Source organism: Gaoshiqia sediminis (assembly GCF_025907915.1).
Classification (GTDB): Bacteria; Bacteroidota; Bacteroidia; order Bacteroidales; family Prolixibacteraceae; genus Gaoshiqia; species Gaoshiqia sediminis.
Genome location: NZ_JAPAAF010000075.1, coordinates 1 through 5,627, shown reverse-complemented (window position 1 = coordinate 5,627; position 5,627 = coordinate 1). Strand labels below are relative to the sequence as shown.

At 46.8% G+C, this 5,627-nt stretch carries 4 protein-coding genes; 2 read left to right on the top strand and 2 right to left on the bottom strand.

Translation table 11 applies throughout. The features are described from left to right. Positions 1–462: 462 nt before the first annotated feature. Together metK and N2K84_RS19885 are read right to left on the bottom strand one after the other, a co-directional pair. Positions 463–1,716 carry a methionine adenosyltransferase gene (gene metK / locus N2K84_RS19890; protein WP_282593589.1) on the bottom strand — a complete coding sequence of 418 codons (1,254 nt, stop codon included), beginning with the start codon at positions 1,714–1,716 and terminating at the stop codon, positions 463–465. Positions 1,717–2,084: 368 nt separating this feature from the next. Next, positions 2,085–2,783 (bottom strand): MarR family winged helix-turn-helix transcriptional regulator, encoded by a 699-nt coding sequence (locus tag N2K84_RS19885; RefSeq protein ID WP_282593588.1) that lies wholly within the window; start codon positions 2,781–2,783, stop codon positions 2,085–2,087. 343 nt (positions 2,784–3,126) lie between these two features. Between N2K84_RS19885 and N2K84_RS19880 the strand changes: the two genes are divergently transcribed. Together N2K84_RS19880 and xerA are read left to right on the top strand one after the other, a co-directional pair. Further along, positions 3,127–3,540: a GreA/GreB family elongation factor gene (locus N2K84_RS19880; protein ID WP_282593587.1), complete on the top strand. Its 414-nt coding sequence runs from the start codon at positions 3,127–3,129 to the stop codon at positions 3,538–3,540. A gap of 755 nt (positions 3,541–4,295) precedes the next feature. Then, complete coding sequence (gene xerA / locus N2K84_RS19875) at positions 4,296–5,450, top strand: site-specific tyrosine recombinase/integron integrase (RefSeq protein ID WP_282593586.1); 1,155 nt, start codon at positions 4,296–4,298, stop codon at positions 5,448–5,450. Positions 5,451–5,627 lie beyond the last annotated feature (177 nt).

Below are 5,627 nucleotides of genomic sequence, written 5' to 3'. Positions count from 1 at the left end.
AAGCAAAACCCCCGTAGGCCAGTCCAAAAGCTGACATTCTCTTTCTTCGGCTCCTGACAATTTTAAAAATGCTGCTTCAAGAAGAAAACAAAGACAACGCCGGGAGCCATCAATATTCCAGATGAGTAATTCGTTTTCAGCCGATCTCCATGTTGATCGGAGCGGGTGCGTTGGCCGTCAAAACGCCCGGCAGAGGGTTCGTTTTGACACGGTTTTTGCTTCCCTGCCTACCGCAGGCAGGCTTTTCATCGAATGGAAAAGGAAGAGCCAGTCCGGCTTGTGGACAGATCAGTTTTATAGTAGCGCTAGGAATCGCTTTCTCGATATCGCAGGCTGAAGGCTCCCGGGACACCGAAATTCAACTCAAAAAAGAGTGTATTCCCCAAGTAGTGAGCTTATTTAATATACCAATCGGAAAGCCCGGCTTTTTGGGCCGGGCTTTCCGATATACAGTGTCGTTTTTTACAGTCCGAAACACTCCTTCACCTGATCCACATAGTCGAGTTTCTCCCAGGTGAACAGCTCCACTTTCTTCTCTACCCGACCGAAATAAGGCGACTCAAACACCTTCACCGCTGTGCGCGGGGTGCGGCCCATGTGTCCGTAGGCTGCCGTTTCGCGGTAAATCGGGTTGCGCAATTTCAGCTGGGCTTCAATGGCTGCCGGGCGCAGGTCGAACAGTTCTTTCACTTCCTGAGCGATTTGTCCGTCGTCCAGTTTCACGTTGGCCGTGCCAAAGGTGTTCACAAAAATACCTACCGGCTTGGCCACGCCAATGGCATAGGCCAGCTGCACCAGGATTTCGTCGGCCACGCCCGCTGCCACCAGGTTTTTGGCAATGTGGCGGGCAGCATAAGCAGCCGAGCGGTCCACCTTCGAAGGGTCTTTCCCCGAGAAAGCGCCACCGCCATGAGCGCCGCGTCCTCCATAAGTATCCACAATGATTTTGCGTCCGGTAAGGCCGGTATCGCCATGCGGACCGCCAATCACGAATTTGCCGGTTGGGTTTACATGGTAGATGATGTCGTCGCCGAACAAGGCTTTCACGCGTTCGGGCAGTTTTTCAATCACGCGGGGCATCAGAATCGAAATCACATCGGCCTTGATTTTGGCCAGCATGGGTTCGTCGGCGTCAAACTCGTCGTGCTGAGTCGAAACCACAATCGTATCCACCCGCTTGGGCGAGTTGTCGTCGTTGTACTCGATAGTCACCTGCGACTTGGAGTCGGGGCGCAGGTAAGTCATCACTTTTCCTTCGCGGCGAACATCGGCCAGCTCCATCAAAATGCGGTGCGACAGTTCGAGTGGCAGGGGCATATAATCGTCGGTTTCCTTGCAGGCATAGCCAAACATCATGCCCTGGTCGCCGGCGCCCTGCTCCATCTTATTCGCCCGGTCCACCCCGCGGTTGATGTCGGGACTTTGCTCATGAATGGCGGTAAGCACCCCGCACGAGTCGCCGTCGAAACGGTAAGCCGCTTTGGTATAGCCAATTTCGTTGATCACCCGGCGCGCTGTTTCCTGCACATCCACATAGGTTTCCGATTTCACCTCGCCCGCCAACACCACCTGCCCGGTTGTTACCAGGGTCTCGATGGCCACTTTCGAGTCGGGGTCGAAGGCCAGAAATTCATCCAGCAGGGCATCCGAAATTTGGTCGGCTACTTTATCGGGATGCCCTTCCGATACCGATTCGCTTGTAAACAGATAACTCATATCCTTTAACATTTTAATGAACTTGCAGAACGGTATTAAAACCATTTTGCCGGTTACTGGGTTCAACAATGTTGTGGATTGGATTGAATGGAAAAAATAGAAAAGTTAAAGCGATTGCTTTAGCATTTTTTTCTGTGGTTGCAATCAATCTCAAATTTATCCACGAATAACACGGCAAAGGTAACACCTTTTTGTTGAACCAAAAGCAGGTGAAAAATTATTTTTGGGTTCGCGCCCATTTTTACGGCCAACAGATAAGAGCAGGCAAATACCTCATGGCAGGTACGAAAAACACAGGCAGTACCTGCACAGGAGGAACGAAAAGCAAGGTTAAACCACCACACGTGCGGGTACGGTTTGCTAAACGCTCACTTATACAAGTATTTCAACGAATCCATCAGGTTGGCCAATTCAGCAAAAGGTTTGTTACTGTGGTTCTTATAAATACTGCCATGAAAATCGTCCAGCTCCTCCAGTACCGGTAGTATTTTCTTCCACTTGTTATCGCTGATAGCGGCAAAAAACATCGTATTTTCCTCCAGAATGCTTTTCGTTGACTGAGCAAGTATCTCTTCTCCTTTCGGGGTAAGTGCCAACAACTTAGCCCTTTTGTCCGATTCGTCCTGTACCTCATCTAACAGCCCGTTGTTAATCAATCGCCTGATCGTGTCCATTCCGGTAGTGTATTCAAGATTATACACACTAATCAGATCGGTCTTTTTTGCCTTCGCCATCAACTTAACCGTTTGCAGAAAAAGAAACTCAAGCCGGTTATTGATAACCAAATCTTTCAACGCTTTCCGGGTATAAAATTCATGGTACCTGGCGATTCGCGATACGGCCTCCAGAAAACGGGCTTTCTCGTTAAATTGTTTGAATACGGGGGATTTCGGTTTATGCTGTCCGGGGTATTTTTCCGATTTGACTTGTTGATCGAGCTCCGGCTCTTCATTCAATTTTTTACTCATCCAATGCGAAAAGTCCAGCAGGCTTAACTGCACTTCGTCCTGCTCATACTCTTCATACAAGTCGATGATCTGCTTTAAAATGGCATACTTATTCTTCATCAGACGGCAAATTTTGTAAAAATCGGGAATATTCCCTACTATTGTATCGGATACGATTCTTATTGCATCGTTTTCGATTTTATATTTAGCGCATATTTTTGTTTTATAGCAATATGTACACGCCCAGGCTTATCCATACAAAGATAGTTGAAGCAAGGAACGAATCTACCATTTGTTTCCCTGTTTACAACCACCTGCTGCAATCATACGGCCTGCCCCGGCTGGTTAACGGGTTGGGTGTACAAGCGCTTTTCTTCGCAGGAAGATGTTCCTAAGCGTTTTCTTCCAGCCTGCCACCTTCGCGATCAATTCACACATTTATAAATCATTAAATACATGTATCATGAAAGACCACATTCAAATTACCGAGTCAGACTACATCCAATTGTGTGGCCTGATTAACTCGCAGAGAAACCTGAAGCTAACCGAGGTCAAGAACCTGGCGTTTTTGGGGGCCGAGTTGAAACGCGCTCAAAAGGTCGCCGACGAGAAGCTTACCCCCGGTTTTGTAACGATGAACTCGCTGATTGAGATTCAAGACCTGGACACAGGCAGGTTCATGCAAGTCAAGCTTGTTTACCCCAAAGATGCCGATTTCAAAAAAGGAAATATTTCGGTCTTGTCGCCCCTTGGCGCGGCACTGCTGGGGTACCGCGCCGGGAGCGTCGTTTCATTTGACGTTCCAAAGGGGACCAAACGCATGGAAATCAGAAACATCATATACCAGGACGAAACAAGTTCGGCGGAACCGGTCTGAGGACGCACGGATATAAATCTGTCTAATTTTTAAACCCAAAAATCATGGCAAAGAAAAACGTTGGCTTAAAAGAGCCCCAAAAGAGTTTGAAAGAAAAGCGGGAAGAAAAGAAGCTGAAGCGCGACGCTGAGAACGTAAACAAGCGTAAAGGCAAAAAGTAGCCTCCTGTTTCCGGCATCGAAATCCCGTAAAACAAATCCGGTTGCCGGAAAATCCATACCCACGGCGCACAGCCCAACAACCGGTGGGCAACTGTAAATTGCCCCCCGGTTTCTTTTTGCGGTATTATAATACCTATTCCGGCTTATTTTACCATGCCCCCGGCAAGCATCAGCATTCCAAAAAAGTTTCGGGTCCCGGATACTTTATCTTCGATTGAAACCCGTACTTTTTACTACCTTTCTGTTAGCTTTCTCTATGCTTTCTGTTAATTAAACAGTATAAAATAAAGAGATATCTAGTCTAAATTAAAAGTAACGTACGATGTTGGCACGAATCATCTGCAACAGAAAAGCGACCGAGAGCATATTCCTTCCAAAGGCCACCGCATTGCCCCATTTTCATTCCAGCCCCGGAGCAACAAGGCATTCGATCCGGCACAGACACTTCCGGTTGGTCCGAAAAATTCAGGTCCTGTTTCCAGAGAACCCATACGAATCAACTAAAACCACACGCAACAGTCAGCACATCCAGTTGAATATCTGCTGAATAAAAAAAGGCGACTCTCAAACATTTTTTACTGTAAAATACGTAACTTGAGAGCAGAAATAGCAGCTATGCCCCCAACCAAGACCATCCGGCTTTCGCGAACCACCTGGCAAAACCAGGAGGTGGTTTCCATTCAGTTTGATTTTGACGACGAACTAAAGCAACGGGTAAAACAATTTGCCGGGGCACGCTGGAGCCAACAATTGAGAAGCTGGTATATTCCGAAAGAACAATTCAACTTGCGCTCGTTTTTTGATGCTTTCCGGGGGATTGCCTGGGTAGATTATTCCGATTTGAAGGAACAAGCCCAAGCGACCACCGCCCCTGCCCGCCCGGAAAGAACGGTTGTCCCCAAGCAGCTTCCTCCATTAATTCCGGGCTACCTGGAGTTGCTAAAACAAAAGAGGCGCAGCAGCAACACCATCAAAACTTATACGCATTACTTCCGGGAATTTCAAGCACATTTCGACAAAAGAGATCTGGCAGGCATACAGGCAGAAGAAATAAACCGCTACATTTTAGACTTGATTGAAAGGAGACACATTTCCTCAAGCCAACAGAACCAGCGAATTAATGCCATCAAGTTTTATTACGAGCAGGTATTGAACCGGGAAAAGCAATCATATCACATCGTACGGCCCAGAGGCGAACGAAAGCTACCGGATGTGTTGAGCAAACAAGAAATTGAGTTCATGATTAAAACAACCCAAAACTCGAAACACAAATGCCTGATCGCCTTGATTTATTCCTGCGGCTTAAGGCGTAGCGAGGCCATTAACCTGAAACTTGGAGATGTAGATTCGAAACGGATGCAGGTAAAGATCCGGGACGGCAAAGGACGAAAAGACCGATATGTACTGTTGGCCAAGAATGTACTGACACTTTTACGTGCATATTATAAAGAACAAAAGCCGTCAACCTGGCTCTTTGAGGGAGAAAAGAAAGAACAGTACAGCGAAATGAGTATTTACCATGTCATTAAAAACGCGGCAAAAAAGGCCGGCATTAAGAAGCGGGTATATCCCCATATTTTACGGCATAGCTATGCCACGCACAATCTAGAACAGGGCATCGATATCCGTTTTATCCAGGAATGGATGGGGCACGAAAGTATCAAAACCACGCAACGCTACACGCATATATCGAAAAATAATTTTGATTTTAAGAACCCGATTGATGACATGAATTTTGATGACAGCTAACCGGGATAAACATATCGTGCCGTATAGGAATTATATATTACACCCTTCCGGCGACAAAACAGAAATATATTTCATATGAATTTACAGAAACGTTGAACTAAACCCCGCGATGCGGGGCAGCTTGACATGGTGCAAAAAACTGCGTAACTTCTATTCTCATCCTTAAATTTTTAGTTA

What these genes read in the sequence shown, in the direction of transcription:
- N2K84_RS19885 (WP_282593588.1), bottom strand. Translation starts at nt 2,783, where the DNA reads ATGAAGAATAAGTATGCCATTTTAAAGCAGATCATCGACTTGTATGAA.
- metK (WP_282593589.1), bottom strand. Translation starts at nt 1,716, where the DNA reads ATGAGTTATCTGTTTACAAGCGAATCGGTATCGGAAGGGCATCCCGAT.
- N2K84_RS19880 (WP_282593587.1), top strand. Translation starts at nt 3,127, where the DNA reads ATGAAAGACCACATTCAAATTACCGAGTCAGACTACATCCAATTGTGT.